Raw genomic sequence first — 20,326 nt, 5'->3', positions numbered from 1 at the left:
GGCGCGCCGGGAGTCGCACGGCGGCCGGACCGGCGGATTCTACCAAGTGCCGGGCAGGACAGGCTTTTTGGCGGACATCTGCGCCGCGGCGCTTCTAGAATGGCGGTCCCGCACCTGGAGCCCGCATCCCCGTGACCGACCGCCCCGCCCGCATCATGCAGTTGCTGCCCGACTGGGCCGAGCCTTGGCTGGAGTTCATCGAGCTCGGCCTGCAGATCGTCCTGATCGTGCTCGGCGCCTGGTTCCTGAACCTGCTGTTCCGCCGCCTGATCCGTCGCCTCGGCACGGGCTACAGCCTGCCCGCCGAGCTCGTCATCGGCGCCCGCCGCATCACGAAGCTGGTGATCTACCTGGGTGCGATGCTGATGATCCTCGACCGCTTCGGGGTGTCGGGCACCGTGCTGTGGACCGCCTTCACCGGCTTCGCCGCGGTCGCGGCGGTGGCCTTCTTCGCGGCCTGGAGCGTGCTGTCGAACATCTTCTGCACGCTGCTGATCTTCACCACCCGGCCGTTCCGCGTGCACGACCTCATCGAGGTACTGGAGAGCGGCGACAAGCCCGGGCTGAAGGGACAGGTGGTGGACATCAACCTGATCTACACCACGCTGCAGGAGGAGGCCGAAGGCCAGGTGCTGCAGGTGCCGAACAGCCTGTTCTTCCAGCGCATCGTGCGGCGCTGGCGCAAGGCCTGAGTCGTCCGGCGCAGCGGACGCTGCACGAAAAACGGGGCACGTCCACCGCGAGCGGTGTCGATGCCCCGAACGAGGAGAGACGGGAAAGCAGGGTGCTTCTTACTTCTTCTTGCCGATCTGGTCGCCGATGACGCCACCGATCGCGGCACCGCCCACGGTGCCGAGCAGGCCGCCGTCGGTGACCACGGCACCGGCCACGCCGCCGACGGCTGCGCCGGTCGCTGCACTCTTCTCACGCGAGGACATGTTGTCCCAGGTGGCACAGCCGGTGGCGGCGAAGGCGATGAGCAGGGCGGGGATCAGGGTACGGGTCTTCATGATGGCCTCCTTGTTATCGATGCGCGGGGCAGCTGGGGATCGGGATGCGCCGCGTTGTCGGGGTGTGTATGCAGTATGAACGCCGGATCGCCGGGAGGATCCCGCGGCGGCGTTTCGAATTGTTTCGTGGCGGCGGACTGGCGGCGTGCCACGAGTCCGCGTCGATTCCGGTCTTTCCCGCAGCGGCGCGGGATGGGGCGGGGTGGACGGGGCGCTTCGCCTCCATCACATCCGGATGCAGCTTTCACGCCCCCAGCATCGCCTGCGGCCGCACCCAGGCGTCGAATTCGGCGGCGGTGGTGAAGCCCAGCGCGAGCGCGGCGGCGCGCAGCGTCGTGCCTTCCGCCCACGCCTTCTTCGCGATCTGCGCGGCGCGGTCGTAGCCGATGTGCGGCGCGAGCGCGGTGACCAGCATCAGGCTGCGCTCCAGGTGTTCGGCCATGCGCGCGGTGTCCGGCTCCATGCCGGCCACGCAGTGGCGCTGGAAGTTGCGGCAGCCGTCGGCGAGCAGGCGGATGGACTGCAGGATGTTGTAGGCGATGACGGGCTTGAACACGTTCAGCTGCAGCTGGCCCTGGCTGGCGGCGAAGCCGATGGTCGCGTCGTTGCCCAGCACCTGGCAGGCGAGCATGGACAGCGCCTCGCACTGCGTCGGGTTGACCTTGCCCGGCATGATCGAGCTGCCTGGTTCGTTGGCAGGCAGCCTGAGCTCGGCGAGGCCGGCGCGCGGGCCCGAGCCGAGCAGGCGCAGGTCGTTGGCGAGCTTCATCAGCGCCACCGCCAGCGTCTTCAGCGCGCCCGACAGCGCGACCAGCGGCTCGTGGCCGGCGAGGGCGGCGAACTTGTTCGGTGCGCTGGTCAGCGGCAGGCCGGTGAGCGCCGCCAGTTCGGCGGCGACCTGCGCGGCGAAGCCCGGCGGCGCATTGAGTCCGGTACCGACCGCGGTGCCACCCTGGGCGAGTTCGCACACCGCGGGCAGGGTCGCGCGGATCGCGTGCGCAGCGGTGTTGAGCTGGGCGACGAAGGCCGACAGCTCCTGGCCGAAGCTGATCGGCGTGGCGTCCATCAGGTGGGTGCGCCCGGTCTTGACCACACCGGCATGGCGCTCGGCGTGGATGGCGAGGCCGTTCGACAGCTCGGTGAGCGCCGGCAGCAGCTCGTCGTGCACCGCGCGCGCCGCGGCGATGTGCATCGCGCTCGGGAAGCAGTCGTTCGAGCTCTGGCCGCGATTGACGTGGTCGTTGGGATGCACCGGCGCCTTGCCGCCGCGGCCCTGCCCGGCCAGCTCGTTGGCGCGTCCGGCGATGACCTCGTTGACGTTCATGTTGGTCTGCGTCCCGCTGCCGGTCTGCCACACCATGAGCGGGAACTGGTCCTGATGGTGTCCGGCAAGGACCTCGTCGGCCGCCTGCTCGATCAGCAGGGCGATGTCGGCGGGGAGTTCGCCGGAGCGCGCGTGCACGCGCGCCGCCGCCTTCTTGATCAGTGCGAGTGCATGCACGATGGCGGGCGGCATGCGTTCGCTGCCGATGGCGAAGTTGATCAGCGCGCGCTGCGTCTGCGCGCCCCAGTAGGCGTCGGCGGGGACTTCGATCGGGCCGAGGCTGTCGGTTTCGCTGCGGGTCATGGCGGGCCTCCGCGGGCGGGTGAGCGGGAAAGTCGTCGTGGCGATGGTGACTGTCGTGGCTATCGTCGGACGATTCTGCGCCTGCCCTTGTTCCGCCGCACGCCGCGGGGCAGCATGTGGCCGGTGTCCATCCCTTCCGCCGCCCGGTCCGCCGCCATGTTCCTGCTCGATGTCTCGCTCGCCCAGTCCATCGTCGATCGCGCGATGCAGATCCTGCACACCAACGTGAATGTGATGGACGAACGCGGCCTGATCATCGCCAGCGGCGAGGCCGCGCGCATCGGTACCCGCCACGAGGGCGCGCTGCTGGTGCTCGCGCAGGGGCGGGCGGTGGAGATCGACGAGGCGGTCGCCAGCCGCCTGCACGATACCCGGCCGGGCATCAACCTGCCGCTGCGCGCCGAGGGCCGGGTGGTGGGCGTGGTGGGGCTGAGCGGCGCGCCCGAGGCCATCCGCCAGCATGCCGAGCTGGTGCGCATGGCGGCCGAGACCATGCTCGAGCAGGCGCGCCTGCTGCAGGTGCTGGCACGCGACGAGCGCCTGCGCGAGGAGCTGGTGCTGCAGCTGATCGGCGCCGCGCCGGCCCGCCCGGCGTCGGACGAATGGGTCCGCGAGTGGGCACGGCGCCTGCAGGTCGATCTCGCCGTGCCGCGCGTGGCCGTGCTGATCGACATCGACGCCCCGGCACTGGCGGCGGATGCGGTGCTCGCCGAGCAGCAGCGCCTGCAGCGGCAGCTCGCCACGCTCGAGCCCGGCTTGCTGCCGGCGCCGGTGTCGCTGCGCGAGCTGGCGGTGCTGCTGCCGCTGCCCCCCGGCGAGGGCGAAGCGTCCCGCCTGCGTGCGCGGGTCGAGGGCCTGCGTGCCCGCTTGGGCGCACAGGCCGGGCTGCGTCTGGCCCTCGGTGGCGTGTTCGCCGGCGCCGAGGGGCTGGCGCGCTCGTGGCAGTCGGCGCGCGCCACGCTGCGCGCCGGCCGCCGCCGCCAGCCCGAAGCCGATGTGCACTGCTACGCCGACCTCACCCTCGCGGTGCTGCTCGCCGGCCTCGCCGAGGGCTGGCGTGCCGACGAGCTGCAGCGCCCGCTGCAGCGGCTCGCCGCCCACGATCGCGACGGCCAGCTGCGGCGTACCCTCGAGGCCTGGTTCGCCCACGACATGAAGACGGCGCCGAGCGCGGCGGCCCTGCACGTGCATCGCAACACGCTGGACTACCGCCTGCGGCGGATCGGCGAACTCACCGGGCTGGACCTCGCCCGCCTCGACGACTGCCTGCTGCTGTTCATCGGGCTGGCCTTGGCTACGAATGAAGCTTAGTAATTATTCACAAAATTATGGACATAAATTAGTCTATTTTTGTGATTAAAGACGATTTCAGGTCGGTCCAGACCCGCTAAGCTCTCCCCCACAAGGAATGCACGCACACCGGAGACACCCGCCATGAAGATCGTCATCGCCCCCGATTCGTACAAGGAAAGCCTGTCCGCGCTGGAAGTCGCGCAGGCGGTCGCAAGCGGTTTCCGCCAGGTCTTTCCGGACGCGGAATACGTGCTGGTGCCGGTGGCCGATGGCGGCGAGGGCACGGTCGATGCGATGGTGGCCGCCACCGGCGGGCGCCGGGAGGCGGTCGCGGTCAGCGGTCCGCTCGGCGCGCGCGTCGAGGCCTTCTACGGCCTCACCGGCGACGGCGAGACCGCGGTGATCGAGATGGCCGCCGCCAGCGGCCTGGCGCTGGTGCCGGCGGCGCAGCGCAACCCGCTGCGCACCAGCTCGCGCGGCACCGGCGAACTGATCCGCGCCGCGCTCGATGCCGGCGCGCGCCGCTTCATCCTCGGCATCGGCGGCAGCGCCACCAACGACGGCGGCGCCGGCATGGTGCAGGCGCTGGGCGCGCGTCTGCTCGACGCCGAAGGCCGCGAGCTCGACGGTAGCGGCGGCGATCTTGCGCGCCTGGACCGCATCGACGTCTCCGCGCTCGATGCCCGCCTGGCCGAATGCCGCATCGAGGTCGCCTGCGACGTGGACAACCCGCTCACCGGCCCGCGCGGGGCCTCGGCGGTCTTCGGTCCGCAGAAGGGCGCGACGCCCGAGATGGTGCAGGTGCTCGACGCCAACCTCGCCCGCCTGGCCCGCATCGTCGAGCGCGACCTCGGCGTGGCGGTGGACCAGGTGCCCGGCGCGGGCGCGGCGGGCGGCATGGGCGCGGCGATGCTGGCCTTCTTCGGCGCGACGCTGAAGCCCGGCATCGAGATCGTCACCGCGGCGGTGGACCTCGACACGCACGTGCGCGACGCCGACCTGGTGATCACCGGCGAGGGCCGCATCGACTTCCAGACCGTCCATGGCAAGACCCCGATCGGCGTCGCCCGCGTCGCCAGGCGCCATGGCAAGCCGGTGATCGGCATCGCCGGCTCGCTCGGCGCCAACGTGGGCGTGGTGCACGAACACGGCATCGACGCGGTGTTCAGCGTGCTGAGCAGGCCGTGCACGCTGGACGAGGCGCTGGGCGATGCGGCGGCGAACGTGGCGCTCACCGCGCGCAACGTGGCGGCGGTGCTGCGGATGGGCATGGCGCGCAGCTGATCCGGCTTCCCGCGCGTCGGGCCCGGGCTCCCGGCCAGGTGCGGAGCGGACGCGCGCTCGTCCCTCATTCGTGTTGTCACGACTGCACCGCGGCGCGGTGTGCGGGCATCATGCGGGTTCGCCCCGGCTCCCGAGAGCCGGCCGACTCCTCCGGCGCGGCAGCTGCGCGCGCATGAACGCCTGAATGGACATCATCTTCGGCATCATCCTGCCGGTCTTCGGCACGCTCGGTCTCGGCTACGCCGCGGCCCGCTTCGGCGCCTTCGACGAGGCCGCGAACCGCGGGCTGTCGCTGTTCGTGTTCAACTTCGCGCTGCCGCTGATGCTGTTCCGCGCGATCGCGCAGGCCGAGCTGCCGGACGCGATGCCCTGGGGCTACCTGCTGTCGTACTACATCGGCGCCTTCGGCGTGTATGCGCTGGCGATGGCGGGCGGCAGGCTGCTGTTCGGGCGCCGGCTCGACGAGCAGGCGGTGCTCGGGCTGGGCGCGGGCTTTTCCAATACCGCGATGCTCGGCATCCCGCTGGTGATGACCGCCTACGGGCCGGATGCGGCGCTGCCGCTGTTCGTGATGATCGCCTGCCACAGCCTGCTGCTGCTGCCGCCGAGCACGGTGCTGATCGAGGCCGGACGCGGCGGGAAGGAGGGCTTCGCCACGATGCTGCTGAAGCTGGCGAAGAGCGTGCTGGCGACGCCCATCATCTGGGGCCTGTCCTGCGGGCTGGCCTTCGCGCTGCTCGGCATCGCGCTGCCCGGCCCGCTCGACGCGGTCGCCAAGGGCCTGGGCAGCGCGGCCACGCCGTGTGCGCTGTTCGCGCTCGGGGCCTCGCTGACGCGCTACAGCCTGGGCGGCAACCTGCGCGAACCGGCGCTGCTGGTGGCCCTCAAGACCCTGCTCCAGCCGCTGATCGTGTGGCTGCTCGCCACCCAGGTGTTCGAGGTCCCGCCACTGTGGGTGGCGACCGCCGTGCTGCTGGCGGCGCTGCCGGCGGGGATCACGCCCTACCTGTTCGCCCAGCGCTACGGCGTGTGCCAGTCCACGGTGGCCTCGGCGGTGTTCCTGTCCACGCTGGTGTCGGTGGCGACCCTGTCGGCGCTGCTGTTCGTGCTGCGGCCCTGAGCGCCGCCGGGGGCGTCCTGCTCAGCGCTGCGCTGCCTCCGCGAAACGCCGGCAGTGCACCGCGGTGACATCCACCAGGTTGCCGGTGGCGGCGTGGAACAGCGAGCCGAGGGCGCGATCGTTCTGCCAGCTCTCGTGCACCGCCAGCGAGCCGCGCAGGCCTTCCAGCTGCACCGCATCGGGGGTCGGCGCGGCGAAGTCCACCATGCGCAGTTCGCCCTCGCCGTCGATCAGTACGGAAAAGCGCAGCGCGCCGGAAAGGTCGGGTGAGGCATCGCTCTCCCCGGCGGCGAAGCGCCGGGTTTCGGGCTGGCCGGGGATGCGCCACAGGAAGTCGGGGGTGACGAGCTCGAAGCGGCTCACGCTGCGGCCGTCGGCGGCGAGGCCGAGCAGCAGCCGGGTCTCGTCGGCGTCGTCGAGGCGGGTGCACACGATCAGCGCGGCGGCGGCAGGCGCTGCGGCAGGCGCTGGCGCCTCCGCCCTGCAGCCGGCGGCGAGGACGAGGCCGATCGACGCGAGCAGCATGGCAGCGGCGGTCGCCGGCGGCGGGGGCCGGCGCGCGGGAGTCGTTCGCATCGCTTCCATCCGGGAAAGGGGCAGGCGGACATTATGTCCGAACTCCGCACCGCGCCCGTGCCGCCGGCCGCCTTGAAAAGGCATATTCCGTGAGCTTAAGTGGGGAGACGGACCCACAACGGCGGACCGGACACGGAGACCCCCATGCTGATCACCCGCGAACTGCTGACCCGGATGGGTGCCACCGCGGCCAATGCCGACAGGTACCTCGACACCCTGAACGCGGCCCTGGCGATGCACGGCATCGACTCCCGGCTGCGCATCGCGCACTTCCTCGCCCAGGTCATGCACGAATCCGGCTGCCTCCGGCTCACCGTCGAGAACCTGAACTACTCCGCCGCAGGCCTGCGTTCGACCTTCCGCAAGTATTTCCGCACCGACGCCGAGGCCCAGGCCTACGCCCGCCAGCCCGAGCGCATCGGCAGCCGGGTCTATGGCGGGCGCATGGGCAACGGACCCGAAGCGAGCGGCGACGGCTACCGCTACCGCGGCCGCGGGCTGATCCAGCTCACCGGCAAGGACAACTACCGCAGCTTCGCGCAGTGGGTGGGCGCCGACGTCGTCGCCGATCCGGACTGGGTCGCCGAGCGCTACGCGGTGCAGTCGGCGGTGTATTTCTGGGAGCGTAACGGCCTCAATGCCCTCGCCGACCTCGACGACCTGAGCGCGATCACGCGCCGCATCAACGGCGGCCTCAACGGCTACGAGGATCGCCACGCCCTGCTGCTGAAGGCCAGGCGCGCGCTCGCCGAGCTGGCCGCGGCGGGGGCGGTCGAGACCGCGCCGCGGCCGTCGGCGCTGCAGCCCACCCATCGCGTCAAGGCCACGCAGCTCACCTTGCGCAGCGCGCCGGTGGTGGCCGAGCGCACCCGGCTCGCGCTGCTCGACCAGGGCGAGGGCGTGCAGGTCCTGGGTGCCGCGTCCGTGCCCGGCTGGGTGCAGGTGCGGGTGTCGCTGAGCGGCCTGCTGCGCGAGGGCGTGGTGGCCGAGCGTTACCTCGCGCCCCTGCCGCGCACGCGCAGCCGCGGCCCGATCGTGGTGCCGCCGCCGGTACTGCCGACCCTGCCGGTGGCGCACATGGAGCAGGCGCGCGCCGACGTCACCCGTCGCCGCGACGGCGGCCGCGCCTATCCGCTCGGCGAGCCCGGACGCCCGGCACGCGGCGGGCGCAGCGCCGCGACCCTGGCGCAATCGGTGGCGGCGATCGTCGATTACCTGGACGTGGCCGACGCCGCCCACCTGCGCTACCAGCCGCGCGGCGGCACCACCTACTGCAACATCTACGCCACCGACTTCGCCTACCTGTGCGGAGCGTACCTGCCGCGGGTGTGGTGGACCGACCGCGCGCTGCTGCGCCTGCGCGAGGGCGAGAAGGTGGCGGTCGAGTACGGCCGCACGGTGCGCGAGCTCAACGCCAACGCCCTCCACGACTGGCTGGAGGACTTCGGCCCGGCCTTCGGCTGGCAGCGCGAGATCGACCTGAATGCGCTGCAGGCCGCCGCCAACGCCGGCGAGGTGTGCGTGATCGTTGCCCGCCGCGTAGACCTCAACCGCCCCGGCCACATCACCGCGGTGGTGCCGGAAAGCGAGGCCGCGAAGGCGGTGCGCAACGCCCGGGACGAGGTGCTGCGCCCGCTCGAATCCCAGGCCGGCACGCGCAACGTGCGGCGCGCGCCGGCGGCGAATGCGTGGTGGCTCGCCAGCCGTTTCCAGAGCTTCGCCTTCTGGCGCCATCCCTGAGGCACCGCCGCGGCCGGCGGGGCGAATGCCGCCGCCGCGCCACTGAAAGCCAATCGAAAGCCCTCCTCCGTATCGTCCGCCCCACCCTGCGAGGCGGCACGTGTCCGCCGCGCAGCGAACACATTCCGATACGGAGGAGATCGTCATGTTGCTGAAGAAGACCCTGTTCGCCGCCACCACCGCGGTGCTGGCCACCCTCGCCGCGGGCGTCGCCCACGCCGCCCCCGAGAAGCCCGAATGCATCGCCCCCGCCAAGCCCGGCGGCGGCTTCGACCTCACCTGCAAGCTGGTGCAGAGCGCGCTGCAGAACGGCAACTACCTCGAGGCGCCGATGCGGGTGACCTACATGCCCGGCGGCATCGGCGCGGTGGCCTACAACACCGTGATCGCCAACCGCCCGGCCGAAGGCGGCACCGTGGTCGCGTTCTCCGGCGGCTCCTTCCTGAACCTGGCGATCGGCAAGTTCGGCAAATACACCGAGCAGGACGTGAAGTGGGTGGCCGCGGTCGGTGCCGACTACGGTGCGGTGATCGTCAAGGCGGACTCGCCCTACCAGTCGCTGAAGGACCTGATCGAGGCCACCCGCGCCAATCCCGGCAAGGTCATCTACGGCTCGGGCGGTTCGGTGGGCAGCCAGGACTGGATGAAGTCGGCGCTGATCGCCAAGCAGGCCGGCGTGAACTACAAGGACATGCGCTATGTTGCCTTCGAGGGCGGCGGCGAGGCGATGACCGCGCTGATGGGCGGCCATGTGCAGGCCTACACCGGCGACGCCTCCGAAGTCGCCGCCCACCTCAAGGGCGGCCGCGTGCGCGTGCTCGCGGTGCTCGCCCCCGAGCGCCTGCCGGGCGAACTCGCCGCCATCCCGACCGCGATCGAGCAGGGCTACAACGTCGACTGGACGATCGCGCGCGGCTACTACATGGGACCCAAGGTCGCCGACGCCGACCGCCAGTGGTGGACCGCCACCTTCGACAAGATGCTGGCCGCGCCGGAGTTCGACAAGTTGCGCCAGGAGCGCGGCCTGTTCCCCTTCGCCCTCACCGGCCAGGCGCTCGAGGACTACGTGAGCGCGGAAGTGAAGCGCTACACCGCACTCGCGCACGAATTCGGCCTGCTCGCCCGGTAAGCCACCGTCCTCGCCACCCCGGGCCGGTCACGGCCCCGGGCCTCCTCATCGGGAGATCGACATGAGTGAAAGAATCCTCGGCGGCGTGCTGCTGCTGGTCAGCATCGCCGGCATCCTGATCGGCTGGAACTACGTGCCGCCGGTGTCCTACGAGCCGGTCGGGCCGCGTGCCTTCCCGCTGCTGGTGCTGTTTCTGCTGGGCATCTGCGCGATCACGCTGATGCTCGACAAGAAGAGCGAGACGACGTGGGCGCCGCCGCCCGTGCTCGCCCGCATCGGCCTGCTGTTCCTGATCGTGCTGGCCTACGCCCTGCTGTTCGACAAGCTCGGCTTCGTGATCGCCACTGCGCTGATGACCATTCCGGTCGCGCGCTTCTTCGGTGGCAGCTGGAAGCAGTGCGTGCTCGGCGGCATCGGTCTGGGCGTGGGCATGTTCTTCTTCTTCGACCGCCTGCTCGACGTCGCGCTGCCGACCGGGCTGTGGCTCGACGGCATCCTGGGGTAAAGCCATGGAAACCTTGTCTATGCTGATGCAGGGCTTCGCCGTCGCCGGCACGCCCGAAAACCTGATGATCGCGCTGATCGGCTGCTTCATCGGCACCGTGGTGGGCCTGCTGCCCGGCCTCGGCCCGATCAACGGCGTCGCCATCCTGCTGCCGATCGCGTTCGCCATGAAGCTGCCGCCCGAATCCGCGCTGATCCTGCTGTGCGCGGTCTATGCCGGCTGCGAGTACGGCGGGCGCATCTCGGCGATCCTGATCAACGTGCCCGGCGACGCCGGCGCGGTGATGACGACCATGGACGGCTATCCGATGGCGAAGAAGGGCCTCGCCGGCCCGGCGCTGTCGATGTCGGCGCTCGCCTCCTTCACCGGCGCGCTGGTCGCCACCCTGGGCATCGTCGCCTTCGCGCCGCTGCTCGCCGAATGGGCGATCGCCTTCGGCCCCGCCGAGTACTTCGTGCTGATGGTGCTGGCGCTGTGCTGCCTCGGCGGCCTGGTCGGCGACTCGCTGCCCAAGGCGCTGACCGCGTGCCTGATCGGCCTGCTGCTGTCCACCGTGGGCATCGACGCCAACAGCGGCGTGTATCGCTACACCTTCGACGCGCTGCACCTGCAGGACGGCATCCCCTTCATCGTCATCGTGATCGGCCTGTTCGCGGTCAGCGAGCTGATGCTGATGCTGCAGAACGAGCATGCCGCGAGCGAGCCGATCACGCTGACCGGCCGGCTGATGTTCAGCACGAAGGAGTTCCTGATGGCGAAGTGGACGCTGCTGCGCTGCTCGCTGTCGGGCTTCTTCATCGGCGTGCTGCCGGGCGCCGGCGCCACCATCGCCTCGGCGATGTGCTACGCCGCCGAGCGCCGCATGGCGGGCAAGGACAGCGAGTTCGGTCGCGGCGACATCCGCGGCGTGGCGGCGCCCGAGGCGGCCAACAACGCCTCGGCGAACGGTTCGCTGGTGCCGATGCTGACGCTGGGCGTGCCGGGTTCGGGCACCACCGCGGTGATGATCGGCGCGCTCACGCTGTACAACATCACCCCGGGGCCGACCCTGTTCCAGGACCAGCCGGTGATCGTGTGGGGCCTGATCGCCTCCCTGTTCATCGCCAACGTCATGCTGCTGGTGATGAACATCCCGCTGATCCGCGTGTTCGTGGCCTTCCTGTCGATCCCCAACTGGCTGCTGGTGCCGGGCGTGGCGGCGGTGTCGCTGGTGGGCGTGTATGCGGTGCATGGCACGACCTTCGACCTGATCCTCGGCACCTTCATCGGCGGCATCGGCTACCTGCTGCGGGTGATGAACTTCCCGATCGCGCCCTTCATCCTCGGCTTCGTGCTCGGCGACATGATGGAACAGAACCTGCGCCGCGCCCTGTCGATCAGCGACGGCGACGTCGGCGTGCTGTTCGCCAGCCCGATCGCGATCGGCCTGTGGGTGGTGGCCGCGGGGATGCTGGTCGGTCCGCGCCTGATGCGCATGCTGGATCAGCGCAAGTCGGTGCCGGCTGCCGCGTAAGCCGCGACGCCCATCTCGGCGGCTTGCCGGCCGGTTCCTCCCCGGCCGGCAAGCCGCGCGGGCCGCGGCCCACTCCCGGTCCGCAGCCCCTTTCGACGAGCGCCTTCGGGCGCTCTTTTTTTGCTGCGCCCGGCATGGGGCACGCCTGCTTGTCCCGCCGCCGCCCCTCCCGCCCAGTCCGATCGCCTTCGGCCTGCACCACGCGCTTGCTCGAGAGGCGTGGCGGGCGGGGTGGATCGGCGTATCGTTGCCCGGAGCGGTCCTTGGGGAACGGACGATGGGGCGCTACGACGCGTTCATTTCATACAGCCACGCGCGCGATCGCGGGATCGCGACCGCGCTGCAGGACGTGGTGCAGCGCCTGGGCAAGCCCTGGTATCAGCGGCGGGCCCTGCGGGTGTTCCGCGACGACACCAGCCTGGCCGCGACGCCGGCGCTGTGGCCGTCGATCGTCGAGGCCCTGGAGGGGTCGCGCTTCCTGATCCTGCTCGCTTCGCCCGAGGCGGCGGCGTCGCACTGGGTCGATCGGGAGGTCGCGCACTGGCTGGCGCACAAGGGGGCGGACACGCTGCTGCTCGCGCTGACCGCGGGCGAGCTGAGCTGGGACGAGGCGGCGGGCGATTTCGCCTGGTCGGCGCAGACGCCCTTGCCGCCGGCCCTGAAGGGGCGCTTCGCGCACGAGCCGAAATGGGTGGACGTGCGCGACTGGCGCCTGCGCGCGGCGCTGCGCGCGCAGGATTTCGTGGCCCGTGCGGCGGACCTCGCCGCGGTGGTGCGGGGCATGCCAAGGGAGGATCTGCTGTCGGAGGAGCTGCGCCTGCAGCGCCGTGCATTGCGCCTGGCGTGGTCGGCGGCGGCGGCGATGCTGGGGCTGGCGGTGGCTGCGGCCGCGGCGGGGTGGATGGCGGCGAACGAGCGCGACCGCGCGCTGCGTGCGCTCGAAGGCGGGCGGATCGCGCAGTCCTTCGGCTTCGACATGGTGGTGGGCGGGCGGCCGGCGGGCGGCTTCGCGCCGGAGACGATCGGCGCGGTGGTGGAGCGTTCGCGCGCGATGCAGCAGCGCCTGGCGAGCACGCCCGAGATGCTGCCCGACCTGCGCCGGCTCGAGGCGATGGCCCTGCGCGAGCTGGCCACCACGCAACTGGTGCGCGGCGATGCGGCGGCGGCGCTGGCGGCGGCGAGCGCGTCGCGCGAGATCATGACGGCGCTGGTGGCGCTCGATGGCGCCAATCGCGACTGGCGGCGGGAGTTGTCGATCGCGCACAACCGGGTGGGCGAGGCCCTGCTGCGCAGCGGGGATCCGGCGCGCGCGCTGGCGGTCTTTCGCGCCGGCCTCGACGAGCGCGAGCGCGTTCGGCCTGCGGACGACGATGCGGCGCAGACCGGACGGGACATCGCGGTGAGCCACGAGCGCATCGGCGACGTGCTGCTCGAGCTGGGCGATCCCGACGCGGCGCGGACCCATTACCAGACCAGCCTGGCGCTGCGCCGCACGCTGGTCGAGTCCGACCCGGCACGTCCGCAGTGGCTGGCCGATCTGGCGGTGAGCCACGACCGCATGGGCCGCCTGGCCGAGCTGTCCGGCCGTGTGGACGAGGCCGAGCACGCCTATGCCGCCGCGCGCGAGCTGCGGCGCCGGGCGGTGCAGCGCGAGCCGCACAGCCCGGCGTGGCAGCGCGACCTGGCGGTGAGCGAGCACAACCTCGGCCGCATCCTGCTGCAGGCCGGGCGCACCGACGCCGCGCTGGCGGCCTTGCGCGCCAGCCTGGCGCTGCGCGAGGCGCTGGCGCAGGCCTACCCCGACGACGTGCGCCTGCAGACCGACGTGGTCGGCAGCCTGGTCGAGCTGGCCCGGGCCGGCGATCGGCCGCGCGCGCATTACGAGCGCGCGCTCGCGATCCTGCGCCGCCTGGACGGGCGTCTGGACGTGAACCAGACTGAATGGGAAGGGGCGATCGAGCAGTTGCTGGCCGAATTGCCCCCGTGAGCGGACCGGGTGCGCCTGCAGGGAGGTGGCGATGTGGCGAGCGATGATGCGGGCCGGCGTGGCCGCCCTGGTGCTGCTGGCGATGGCGCTGCCTGCGCGCGCGCAGTGCGTGGAGGATGCGCGCGCGGTGGCGCTCGACGCGGACAACGTCGTGCGCCTGCGCAGCCATGTATGCACCCTGGGCTCGGGCCCGGACGCGGCGCAGCTGAGGGTGGAGCAGCACCGCTTTTCGGACGTGGCGGCGAGCCTGATCGTTGCGCGACGGGCGTCCACGCTGCTGGCGCGGACGATCGGCCGGCCGGTGCTGGTGGATAACGCGGTGTCGCGCGCCTACGCGGAGCTGATCGCGCGCTTCGGGGTGACGATGGAGTTCACCGGCGAGGAGGTGAGCGACGGCATGCTCGCCGGGCTGTCGATCGACACCTCCGAAGGCGGCGGCATGGTCGGCGAATCGGAGGATTCGATGCCAGCGGGGCGCCTGAGGTCGGTGCTCGGCGCGGACGACCAGTGGAACGACTATCCGGCGGCGGACGAGATCGCCGCGCTGCGCCGCGGCATGATCCCGCCCGGGCTGCGCTTCTTCTACGAGGTGTGGTGCAACGACGAGGATGGCGACGCTCCCGAGGGCGGCGCGCGTTGCGCGGACATGGATCCGGGGTCGGCGCAGATGCGTTTCTGGCGCGGCATGCGGGAAGAGGACCTGCAGCTGCATGCGCAGCGGGTCCAGGCCTACAACCGCTTGTTGTCGCAGTTCAGGGCCGAGCTGCGTGCCAGTCGCGGCGGCGAGGCGCCGCTGACCGCAGAGCCGATCGGGCGCAGCGCCCTGCCGCGCGCACTGCAGCTGTACCGCTACGTCGCCGGCGAGGCGTGGCCGGAGGATTTCGTGTTCCTGGTGGGCGGCATCACCACCACCTGCGGTGACGGCATCGGCGGCATCGGCGGCTGGATCTTCCGTCACACCACCCGGACGCCCTTCCTGGAGGCGGTGCTGATCGAGAACGCCTCGGCGCGGCCGCTCGCGCTCGCGGCCGTGGTCGGCACCCGCGTCCAGGCGCCGCGCCTGCGGCCCATGCCTTACCCGGCCGCGGCCGGACAGCCGCTGCCGCTGCAGGTGACGCTGGCACCGGGGCAGCGCCTGCTGCTGCCGACGCGGATCGTGTTCGCGCCCGGCCGGCTCGACAAGGCGATGTTCCGCTACACCGAGACCTCGCGCGAGATCTGGCAGCAAGTGGGGACGAACGGCCTGCTCGGGGATGTGGCCGCACACGGCGCGCCGATCATGCGCGACTATGCCTACGGGCCGGAACTGGCGGTGAGCGGGCTGCAGGTGGACGGCCGGCGCGTCGACCTGGTGCGCCAGCGCGCCAACTTCACCGTGCTCGCGGTGAGCAGCCAGATCGGCTCCTGCCCCTATCTGCTGTCGGCCGACGCGCACGGCGCGGACTGGATCGAGCACGGCAAGGTGCTGCACCGCGCCCAGGGCAGCGCGCGCGAGGAGACCGCAAGCCTGGTGGTCCCCGGATTCCGGCCGCTCTTCCGCGTGGAGGAGCGCGAAGCGGAGGCGGCGTTCATCGACCTCGCGGAACTCGCGCTGCGCCTGAAGGATGGCCGGGTGCTCGTCCTGGCGCCGGCCGAAGCCCGCCTCGCCGCCCGCGATCGCGACTACCTGCGCCTGCTGTGGGGCGAGGCGGCGGAATTCGCCTTCGCCCTGCCGGCCGGCGTGAGCGCCGACGACGTCCTCGAGTCCCGCCTGTCCCTCACCGGCTTCTACGAGCCCTACCGCGCCCCTGTCGAACGCACCGTCTTCGCCCCCGCCCCCATGCGCTGCCAGCCCGGCAGCGCACTGTAGGCAAGCCGGCGCCGCGGCTGCGCGCTCGCCGCCGGGCCGGGTGGGGGGCTCAGAAGCGGTGGCGCATGCCGGCCATCATCACCTGGTGCTTGTCGCCCGCGTCCGGCGTCAGGTTGCCGATCGCGTAGTTGGCGCCGTCCTCGTTGTCGAGCTGCGAGTAGCCGGCGTACAGCGTGGTGCGCCTGGACAGCGCGTGCAGATAGTAGGCCGACCAGCCGCTGGCGTCCTCGCTCGCGGCGCCGTCGGATTCGTCGCGCTCGGCGTAGCTGATCGCCACCGTGTTCGCCGGATCGAGGCGGATCTCCGCGCTGAGGTCCCAGCTGCGCGCCTTGCCATTGCCCACGGTGCCGCGCTCCTCGTCCTGCGACCAGGCGAAATAGGGCTTCACGATGCCGAAGTCGTAGGACAGGGCGAAGCCGTCGGTGCGCACCTTGCCGCCGCTGGCGTCGCGCTGCACGGTCTGCGTGACCAGCGAGCCGGCGAGCGCGCCATTGGCGTAGAGCGCCGCGATGCCGTGGCCGTCGCCCTCCTGGCGCGCGCTCGAGTCGGTCCCGCTCTCCTTGCCGAACCAGTAGCCGCCCTCGAGCTCGAAGCCGGCGAGCTTGGCCGAACGGTACTTGATCATGTTGTCGAAGCGTACCTCGTAGGCGGGCTTGACCGCGCCGGCCTTGCGGATCAGGAGGCCGGCGCTGCGGTCGGCGTTGCCGGTGGCGTCGAAGGGGTCGAGGGCGTCGAAGGCCGGCGAGTACTGGCGGCCCAGGGTCAGGCGGCCGAGGCCGTTCTCGAGGCCGACGAAGGACTGGCGGCCGAACAGTCGGCCGCCCTGCTCGAGGGTGCCGGTCGAGGGGTCGAAGCCGCTCTCGAGCACGAACAGGGCCTTGTTGCCATTGCCGAGGTCCTCGTTGCCGCGAAAGCCGAGGCGGGAACCGTTGAGTTCGCCGTGACCCACGCCCTGGTAGCGCTGGGAACCGGATTTCTCGTAGCCGAGGTTGAGGTCGATGAGGCCGTAGACGGTGACGTTGGACTGGGCCAGCGCGAGCGACGGCGCGGCGAGGGCGGCGGCCATCAGGACCGGCGCGGAAAGGCGTTGCATGGGAGTCTCCTCGATCGTTCGGGTGCACGCGCCAACGGGATCGGGCGCGTGGCGCGCATTGCAGCGCCGACGCCTTTCGATCGGCTTTCAGTGCGGCCCGCGGGCGAGGAGAAAACGGGCGGGGGCGTTCGCAGGGGGATCCCGCGGCTCAGGATGCCGGTGCGCCGCCGAGCGGCAGCTCTACCTCGACGCACAGTCCGCGCCCACCCTCGCCGTCGTGCAGGCTGACGCGTCCGCCGTGGGCGAGCGCGATCTCGCGCACGATCGCCAGCCCGAGCCCGCTGCCCTCGCTGTCGCCCTGGCCGAGGATGCGGTAGAAGCGGTGAAAGACGCGCTCGCGCTCGGCCACGGGGATGCCCGGGCCCTGGTCGCAGACGCTGACCATCGCCTGGTCGTCGAAGGCGGCGACGGCGACGGTGACCGCCGAGTCGGGCGGGCTGTAGCGGATCGCGTTGTCGATCAGGTTGGATACCATTTCGCGCAGCATAGGGGCATTGCCTTCCAGGGTCAGCGCGTGGCCGATGCCCTCGTAGGCGAGGTCGATGTTGCGCTTGAGCGCGAGCGGGGCGAGCTCCATCGCCACCTCCTTGACCAGGCCGGCAAGGTCGAAGGGGGCGCGCTCGCCGATCACGCCGTTGACCGCTTCGGCGTGCGACAGGGTCAGCATCTGGTTGGCCAGCCGGCGTGCGGCGCGCGTGCTTCTGAGCAGGCTGGCGAAGGTCTCCAGCATTTCGTCCGGATCGGTCTGGCGCAGGCCGTACTCGGCCTGGGTGGTCAGCACCGCGAGCGGGGTGCGGATCTGGTGCGCGGCGTCGGCGAGGAAGCGCTTGCGCGCGGCGAGCATCGCCGACAGGCGCTCCATGTGGTGGTTGATGGCGTCGACCAGCGGCGCGACCTCGCTCGGCACGCGCTCGAGGCGCACCGGGGTCAGGTCCTCCTCGTCGCGCTTGCGGATGTGGTCGCGGATGCGCAGCAGCGGGCGGAAGGCGGTGCCGAGCGCGGCCAGTACCAGCAGCGCGCCGACCGCCACCAGCAGGGACTGGCGCTGCAGGCTGGCGACGAACAGATCCCGCGCCAGCGCCCGGCGCGCGCCGGTGGTCTCGGCGAACACGATCAGCACCGCGTCGCCGCCGGTGAGCGCGGGGTCGTACAGGCGCTTGCGCATCGCCGCCATGCGCACGGTCTCGCCCGCATAGGGCAGGTCGAAGATCCGCACCGTCCCGCCTTCGTCCGGCAGTGCCGGCGGGCGCAGGTCGGCGTAGCCGGTGACCAGCCCGCCGGCAGGGTCGAACACGGCGTGGAAGATGCGTTCTGCGGCATCGTCCTCGAAGCCCTCGAAGGCGGCGTAGGGGATGTCCACCTGGATCCGGCCGGCGAGCGAGTGGGTGCGCTCGCCGATCGCACGCACCGAGGCGGTGAGCGTGCGGTCGTAGGCCTGGTTGACCGCGTCGAGCGCGCTGCGGTAGGTGAAGAAGGCGTTGATCAGCAGCAGCGCCGCGAGCGGCGGCAGCAGCCAGGCGAGCACCCGCCGGCGCAGGCTGCCGCCGTGGGCGGGCCAGGCGGCTGCCGGTTCCGGCCGGGCGGGGGTGCCCATGTCAGTCCGCCGGCTTCTCGGCGAGCAGGTAGCCCAGGCCGCGCAGCGTGTTGATCGCCACACCGGCGCCCTCGAGCTTCTTGCGCAGGCGCGAGACGTAGATCTCGATCGCCTCCACGCGCGCATCGGCATCGAAATCGAACACCTTCTCGAACAGCGCCTCGCGCGCCACCGGACGACCCACGCGCGCCAGCAAGGCCTCGAGCACCGCCAGTTCGCGCGGCGTCAGCGCCAGCGGCTGGCCACCCACCGCCGCCATGCGGGTGGTGGTGTCGAATTCGAGCCGTCCGAGGCGCACCAGCGGCACCTGGTTGCCGGCGCGGCGCAGCAGGGCCTTGATGCGCGCCTCGAGTTCGGCGAGCTCGAAGGGTTTCGTCAGATAATCGTCGGCGCCGAGGTTGAGACCCTGCACGCGCTCCCCGGTGCTGCCGCGCGCGGTCAGCACCAGCACCGGGGTGGGCGGGCCGCCGTCCGCGCCGCTCTCGCGGTGGCGCAGGCGGCGCAGTACCTCGAGGCCGTCGAGGCCGGGCAGCGACAGGTCGAGGATCACCAGGTCGTAGCGCTCGGTGCGCAGGGCCTGGTCGGCGTGGTCGCCGCGGCCGAGCACGTCCAGCACGAAACCGGCCTGGCGCAACGAGCGCCCCACCCACTCGGCGAGTTCGGCGTGGTCCTCGACCAGGAGCAGGCGCATCGGCGGTTCCAGTGAAAGTGAATCGAAAGGCGTGTGCGGGATTATCTGTGCAAAGCCGGGACGCGTCCAAGGCGGCGGACGCCGCAGCACCCCGGGGGCCGGAAGCGTAAGGCGGGCATGCCGCCACCAAATGGGGAGAACGGAACGGTGAATTGCAGGGGCGTGGGCGGCTGGCTGAGATCCGCACTGTCGTTCGTGGCGCTGGCCGCGGTGACGGCAATGGCGCACGCCGAGCCGATCGGCGACCGCCTGGCCCAGGCCCGTGAGGAAGGCGTGGTGGTCGTCTACGCGGCGGCAGACCTCGATGTGGTCAGGCCGGTGGTGGAGGATTTCGAGGCCCTCCACCCGGGCGTGCGGGTGGAATACCACGACATGCATTCGGCCGAACTCTACGCGCGTGTCGTCGACGAGGCCCGGCGCGGAGTGGTCGGCGCCGACGTGGTGTGGAGCTCGGCGATGGACCTGCAGGTCAAGCTGGTCAACGACGGCCATGCCCAGCCGCACCGCTCGGCCGAGACCGCCGCGCTGCCGCGCTGGGCGGTGTGGAAGGACGAGGCCTTCGGCACCACCTACGAGCCGGCGGCCATCGTCTATAACAAGCGCCTGCTCGCCGAGGCCGACGTGCCCGACAGCCACGCCGGGTTGATCCGCCTGCTCGACCGCGCGCCGGCGCAACTGCGCGGGCGGGTCGCCACCTACGACCCCGAGCGCTCCGGCCTCGGCCTGCTGCTGCACACCCAGGACGCGCAGGCCAACCCGATCGTGTTCTGGCAGCTCGTGCGCGGCATGGGCCAGAACGGCCTCGAGCAGCATGCGGTCAGCGCCGACATGCTCGACCGCGTCGCCGCCGGCAAGCTGGTGCTGGCCTACAACGTGCTGGGTTCCTATGCGCACCGGCGTGCGCGCAACGATCCGGCGCTCGGCGTGGCACTGCCGCGGGATTACACCCTCGTCCTGAGCCGGGTCGCCTTCATCGCGCGCGGCGCGCGCCATCCGGCAGCGGCGCGGTTGTGGCTCGACCACCTGCTGTCGACCCGCGGCCAGGCCTTGCTCGCTGCCAACCTCGGCCTGCTGCCGGTGCGCACCGACGCCGGCACCGCGGGCGCGGACAGCGCCGCGGCGCTGCTCCACCAGAACCTGCAGCACGCCTTCCGCCCGATCCGCATCGGCTCCGGGCTGCTCGCCTACCAGGATCAGGCCAAGAAGGACGCCTTCCTGCGCCAGTGGGATGCCGCTACCCGGCCGGTTACCGAGTGAGATCGGTACCAGCGCTCCTGTTCAGCCATCACCGCAGGGCATGACGCCCGCGCGTTCC

Annotated in this window: 17 protein-coding genes; 11 read left to right on the top strand and 6 right to left on the bottom strand. The window is 71.6% G+C overall.

What is annotated here, in order from left to right; translation table 11 throughout:
- Positions 1 to 131: 131 nt before the first annotated feature.
- Positions 132 to 692 (top strand): mechanosensitive ion channel family protein, encoded by a 561-nt coding sequence (locus CKCBHOJB_RS00260; protein ID WP_281050083.1) that lies wholly within the window; start codon positions 132 to 134, stop codon positions 690 to 692.
- A 99-nt stretch (positions 693 to 791) separates the two neighbouring features.
- On the opposite strand, the gene CKCBHOJB_RS00255 is transcribed toward CKCBHOJB_RS00260, so the two are convergent.
- Together CKCBHOJB_RS00255 and CKCBHOJB_RS00250 are read right to left on the bottom strand one after the other, a co-directional pair.
- On the bottom strand, positions 792 to 1,010 hold the full coding sequence (locus tag CKCBHOJB_RS00255) for a glycine zipper 2TM domain-containing protein (protein WP_281050082.1): 219 nt from the start codon (positions 1,008 to 1,010) through the stop codon (positions 792 to 794).
- Positions 1,011 to 1,254: 244 nt separating this feature from the next.
- Entirely contained in the window at positions 1,255 to 2,637 is a 1,383-nt protein-coding gene (locus CKCBHOJB_RS00250) for a class II fumarate hydratase (protein WP_281050081.1), read from the bottom strand.
- 123 nt (positions 2,638 to 2,760) lie between these two features.
- On the opposite strand from CKCBHOJB_RS00250, the gene CKCBHOJB_RS00245 reads away from it, so the two are divergent.
- The 3 genes from CKCBHOJB_RS00245 to CKCBHOJB_RS00235 all read left to right on the top strand — a co-directional run bounded on the left by CKCBHOJB_RS00245 (position 2,761) and on the right by CKCBHOJB_RS00235 (position 6,334).
- Positions 2,761 to 3,948 (top strand): sugar diacid recognition domain-containing protein, encoded by a 1,188-nt coding sequence (locus CKCBHOJB_RS00245; RefSeq protein ID WP_281050080.1) that lies wholly within the window; start codon positions 2,761 to 2,763, stop codon positions 3,946 to 3,948.
- 123 nt (positions 3,949 to 4,071) lie between these two features.
- Entirely contained in the window at positions 4,072 to 5,214 is a 1,143-nt protein-coding gene (locus tag CKCBHOJB_RS00240; protein ID WP_281050079.1) for a glycerate kinase, read from the top strand.
- A gap of 184 nt (positions 5,215 to 5,398) precedes the next feature.
- Complete coding sequence (locus CKCBHOJB_RS00235; protein ID WP_281050078.1) at positions 5,399 to 6,334, top strand: AEC family transporter; 936 nt, start codon at positions 5,399 to 5,401, stop codon at positions 6,332 to 6,334.
- Between the two features lie 21 nt (positions 6,335 to 6,355).
- Here the strand turns inward: CKCBHOJB_RS00235 and CKCBHOJB_RS00230 are convergent, their stop codons facing one another.
- Positions 6,356 to 6,910: a hypothetical protein gene (locus CKCBHOJB_RS00230; RefSeq protein ID WP_281050077.1), complete on the bottom strand. Its 555-nt coding sequence runs from the start codon at positions 6,908 to 6,910 to the stop codon at positions 6,356 to 6,358.
- Between the two features lie 144 nt (positions 6,911 to 7,054).
- On the opposite strand from CKCBHOJB_RS00230, the gene CKCBHOJB_RS00225 reads away from it, so the two are divergent.
- The 6 genes from CKCBHOJB_RS00225 to CKCBHOJB_RS00200 all read left to right on the top strand — a co-directional run bounded on the left by CKCBHOJB_RS00225 (position 7,055) and on the right by CKCBHOJB_RS00200 (position 15,633).
- Positions 7,055 to 8,650: a glycoside hydrolase family 19 protein gene (locus CKCBHOJB_RS00225; RefSeq protein ID WP_281050076.1), complete on the top strand. Its 1,596-nt coding sequence runs from the start codon at positions 7,055 to 7,057 to the stop codon at positions 8,648 to 8,650.
- Positions 8,651 to 8,795: 145 nt separating this feature from the next.
- Positions 8,796 to 9,779: a tripartite tricarboxylate transporter substrate binding protein gene (locus tag CKCBHOJB_RS00220; protein ID WP_281050075.1), complete on the top strand. Its 984-nt coding sequence runs from the start codon at positions 8,796 to 8,798 to the stop codon at positions 9,777 to 9,779.
- A 61-nt stretch (positions 9,780 to 9,840) separates the two neighbouring features.
- Positions 9,841 to 10,284: a tripartite tricarboxylate transporter TctB family protein gene (locus CKCBHOJB_RS00215; protein ID WP_281050074.1), complete on the top strand. Its 444-nt coding sequence runs from the start codon at positions 9,841 to 9,843 to the stop codon at positions 10,282 to 10,284.
- Positions 10,285 to 10,288: 4 nt separating this feature from the next.
- Entirely contained in the window at positions 10,289 to 11,797 is a 1,509-nt protein-coding gene (locus tag CKCBHOJB_RS00210; RefSeq protein WP_281050073.1) for a tripartite tricarboxylate transporter permease, read from the top strand.
- Positions 11,798 to 12,074: 277 nt separating this feature from the next.
- On the top strand, positions 12,075 to 13,784 hold the full coding sequence (locus CKCBHOJB_RS00205) for a tetratricopeptide repeat protein (protein ID WP_281050072.1): 1,710 nt from the start codon (positions 12,075 to 12,077) through the stop codon (positions 13,782 to 13,784).
- A 31-nt stretch (positions 13,785 to 13,815) separates the two neighbouring features.
- Positions 13,816 to 15,633 carry a hypothetical protein gene (locus tag CKCBHOJB_RS00200; protein ID WP_281050071.1) on the top strand — a complete coding sequence of 606 codons (1,818 nt, stop codon included), beginning with the start codon at positions 13,816 to 13,818 and terminating at the stop codon, positions 15,631 to 15,633.
- A gap of 49 nt (positions 15,634 to 15,682) precedes the next feature.
- Here CKCBHOJB_RS00200 and CKCBHOJB_RS00195 read toward each other — a convergent pair whose 3' ends face one another.
- The 3 genes from CKCBHOJB_RS00195 to CKCBHOJB_RS00185 form a co-directional block, all read right to left on the bottom strand.
- The gene (locus CKCBHOJB_RS00195) at positions 15,683 to 16,726 is read right to left on the bottom strand and encodes a porin (protein ID WP_281050070.1); all 1,044 of its coding nucleotides are present in this window, start codon (positions 16,724 to 16,726) and stop codon (positions 15,683 to 15,685) included.
- Between the two features lie 148 nt (positions 16,727 to 16,874).
- Positions 16,875 to 18,320 carry a sensor histidine kinase gene (locus CKCBHOJB_RS00190; protein WP_281050069.1) on the bottom strand — a complete coding sequence of 482 codons (1,446 nt, stop codon included), beginning with the start codon at positions 18,318 to 18,320 and terminating at the stop codon, positions 16,875 to 16,877.
- A gap of 1 nt (position 18,321) precedes the next feature.
- Positions 18,322 to 19,011, bottom strand: a complete 690-nt coding sequence (locus CKCBHOJB_RS00185) for a response regulator (RefSeq protein ID WP_281050068.1) — start codon at positions 19,009 to 19,011, stop codon at positions 18,322 to 18,324.
- A 147-nt stretch (positions 19,012 to 19,158) separates the two neighbouring features.
- Here CKCBHOJB_RS00185 and CKCBHOJB_RS00180 point away from each other — a divergent pair, with 147 nt between their 5' ends.
- Positions 19,159 to 20,268 (top strand): ABC transporter substrate-binding protein, encoded by a 1,110-nt coding sequence (locus CKCBHOJB_RS00180; RefSeq protein WP_281050067.1) that lies wholly within the window; start codon positions 19,159 to 19,161, stop codon positions 20,266 to 20,268.
- The last annotated feature ends 58 nt before the right edge of the window (positions 20,269 to 20,326 follow it).

The sequence above is a fragment of the Thauera sp. GDN1 genome (assembly GCF_029223545.1).
GTDB lineage: Bacteria > Pseudomonadota > Gammaproteobacteria > Burkholderiales > Rhodocyclaceae > Thauera.
The sequence above is the reverse complement of the archived record's forward strand: the minus strand, read 5'-3'. Positions and strand labels throughout refer to the sequence as shown.